The sequence below is a fragment of the uncultured Planktosalinus sp. genome (assembly GCF_963973675.1).
Classification (GTDB): Bacteria; Bacteroidota; Bacteroidia; order Flavobacteriales; family Flavobacteriaceae; genus Planktosalinus.
On the sequence record NZ_CAXBAN010000295.1, the window covers coordinates 1 to 3,358 of the forward strand.

Genomic DNA, 3,358 nt, shown 5'->3' on the forward strand with positions numbered 1-3,358 from the left:
CTGTAAGCTGAAAATTTATTTGCTTTCATACAACCAGTTCACCAGTCCACCAGTTCACCAGTCCACCAGTCCACCAATCTAAAGACATAAGACTGCAAGACGTATGACATAAGACAGTTCAAAGTTCGATTACAGAAGAAACAACTAAATCAAAAACCCCTGTTCATCCTTTAGGACCGAGGCAAAAAACGGGGGTTTTTGATTCGGAAAAGGGCAACCATATTCAGGCATGCTAAAACTTGAAACCAGTCAACCAGTTCACCAGTCCACCAGTCAACCAGTCAACCAGTCCACCAGTTCACCAGTCCACCAGTCTACCAAATCGATTTTGTTTTTCCAAATTTAGTGTCCAGGTAGTTTTTGTAGTTTCTGAGTTCGTTGTTTAGTTTCCAGTTGTGGTCTGCTTCATTGAAGCCGGAGCCGGCATTGGGTGTCTTTGAAAAACTCCAGTCCAGCGGTTGTGCGCTTGAGGTAAAGGTTTGTTGTTGGGGGTATTTTGTATTGACCCAGGCTGTGGCTTCCGGATGGCCCCAGGAGGCGGCTTTTTTGTAGAGGGCTTCGGCTTCTTTTTCATTTTTGCCTACATAAATGCCCTTTTCATAATACTGTGCCAGCATATAAGTGGCGCCGGAGTGATTGCTTTTGGCAGCCTTTACAAAATAGTAATGCGCCCCTGCTTCCGATTTGGGTACACCGTTACTCCCGTTATATTTCATCATGCCATAGGTGTATGCTGCGTGGGCGTGTCCCATGTCTGCTGCGCGCACATAATAGTTGGCCGCTTCTTTGGCCGGAACGGTGTTCCAGGTACCGTCGCTGATGAGTCCGGCCAATGCAAAATAAGCATCGGCATTGCCGGCTTTTTGGTAGTACCTGACCGCTGCTTCTATGTCTTTTTTCCCCGAAGGCCTATTTAAATGCATTTGAGCCAATTTGATATATGCTATGTTTTCACCTGCTTCTCCGGCTTTTTTAAACCACTCCATCGCGCCGGCTTCATCTTTAGGGCCGTTGTTTCCGGAAAGCAGGATAATGCCTGCATTGAACATCGCTTTGGGGTGCCCCAGTTCGGCGGCTTTGAGATACCAATACTCCGATTCAGCATAGTTTAGCGGACTGCCTTTGCCGTTGTGGTATAAAATTCCTACCCCGTAAGCTGCCTCAGCGTGGTCGTGGAGTGCGGCGATGCGCCATTGCTTAAAGGCTTCGTGAAAGTTTTTCAAATTGAAGGCTTCCCGCCCTTTTTGGTATTCGGTAGCCCCCTCGTCTTTTGAAGGGTGTTCCTTCAGGATTTTCTCATTGGCAGCGATAGCCGCTTTGCGGTTGGGTGTTCCATCGGGGCCCAGAATCATAAACCGGGTTCCCTGATACACTCTAAAGGTGCCGTCACTTAAATAGGTTGCTCCTGTGTAAACAGGAGGAATGACTTCACTGCCTGACCGGTCGATAAATCCGTAACGAATATCGCGGTTGCCAACATTTTTCCCCACCCTGGCCAAGCCGTTTTGAAAAGGCTCCACACTGATATAGCCATTTATTTCGAGTTGGGGTGCACCTGTTTTATCAATAAAATGCCAGGTTTTATGTGAGTTGTTATTAAACATAACCGGGGCGAGCCCCTCGGAAAACGAACCTATCATATAAAAGGTTTTTGAAAACAAGGGGTTGCCTTCCCGGTCAATGAAATTCCATCCTACAACACTCCTTACTGCAGCCACCCCTTCAGAAAAAGGATGTACTTCCTTATAAGTAGGTTTGATAACCAGTTTTCCTCGTCTGTCCACAAAACCCCATTCCCCAAACTTTTCTTTATCCTTTACCGCTGCGAGTCCGTCGCTATAGGGGTGCATTTCATAATACTTCACCGGTACCAATGACTTGCCTGAAAAATCATAGGCTCCTTTTTTGCCATTTTTACTTACTATGATGGTGTTGTTTGCTCTTTCAAAAAACGGGTCGTATTTAAACGGAATGACTGTTGCTCCATTCCTGTCAATCATTCCCCAGTTTTTGCCCTTTTTTACTACTGCCAGGTTTTTATCACCAAACTGATAAGCAGCATCAAATTGATGTGGAATCATTAACCGGTTTTCCGGATTCACATAGCCCCACTTGATGTTGACCATTTGACCTTTTTCCAGATGGCCCCCATTGCCCACAGCTGCCAGGCCGTTTTTAAAATCACCGGCTTCCTGATATTGAAAATCAATGATGACCTTACCGTCGGGATTGATGTAACCAAACTCGTAATTTTTACCCCTTACGCGTGCCAGCCCTTCACTGAATTTTCCTGCAAAATAGTATTGAAAATCAACAATGGTATCGCCCTGCACATCCACAAACCCCCAGCGCATCGTCCCCCTTTCATCGGGATTGCCCACAGGCGCCAGCCCTTCAGAAAACTCGCCGACTACCTGATACACCGGTGGTACGACCACTTCGCCGGCGGCGTCTTTAAATCCCCATTTGCTTTCGTGCGAAAGCTTAAAACGGGTGAATTCCTGAGCGAATAGTGTCGTTGTACAAATCAATATCGTGCAAACTAAAAACAATGGCTTTGGTTTCATCGTGTCTTGCTTTTTTGTTTCCCGAACAGGCATAAACCCTACGGGAAGAGGGTTTTACAGAAATGCAAAATAATAAATAAATGAACTACATGCAATAAGGCAAATGACGTAGTGTATTTTTAATTGACTAATGATAATTAATTATTGATTATTTACTTCATTCTTCATTTTCAATTTAATACCCCCCTGCTCAGCAGTGCGAGGTTCACGCAAAGACGCAACGTTGTAGCGCAAAGAAGTCGCAAAGAAAGTGTTTTATTGGTGGACTGGTTTACTAGTTTACTAGTTGACTAGTTGACTGGTAGACTAGTTGACTAGTTGACTAGTTTGCAGGGTGGCGGGGTGGCGGGTTCGTTCATCAGCAGCGTGATTCTTTTACCGGTTCACCCAGCCACAGCCCCCCCGCCCCCCTAAAGGGGAAGTCCCGGCTGTTGGCTGTAAGCTGAAAATTTATTTGCTTTCATACAACCAGTTCACCAGTCCACCAGTTTGCCAGTTCACCAGTCCACCAGTCAACCAGTCCACCAGTCCACCAGTTCACCAGTCCACCCAGCCGCAGACCCCCCGCCCCCCTAAAGGGGGAGTCCCGGCTGTTGGCTGTAAGCTGAAAATTTATTTGCTTTCATACAACCAGTTTGCCAGTTCACCCAGCCGCAGACCCCCCGCCCCCCCTAAAGGGGGAGTCCCGGCTATAGGCTGGAGGCTGTAGGCTGTAGGCTGTAGGCTGTAGGGAAAGCAACAAAAAACTCCCCAGCAAACCAGTTCACCAGTAAACCAGTCCACCAGTTCAC

The 3,358-nt window shown here is 46.8% G+C and carries 1 protein-coding gene; it reads right to left on the reverse strand.

Translation table 11 applies throughout. From position 1 onward, the window contains the following. Positions 1-314: 314 nt before the first annotated feature. Complete coding sequence (locus tag AACY61_RS10775) at positions 315-2,567, reverse strand: SEL1-like repeat protein (RefSeq protein WP_339611586.1); 2,253 nt, start codon at positions 2,565-2,567, stop codon at positions 315-317. Positions 2,568-3,358 lie beyond the last annotated feature (791 nt).

Excerpts from the sequence above, each read along its gene's own strand:
- AACY61_RS10775 (WP_339611586.1), bottom strand. The coding sequence starts at position 2,567 with ATGAAACCAAAGCCATTGTTTTTAGTTTGCACGATATTGATTTGTACA.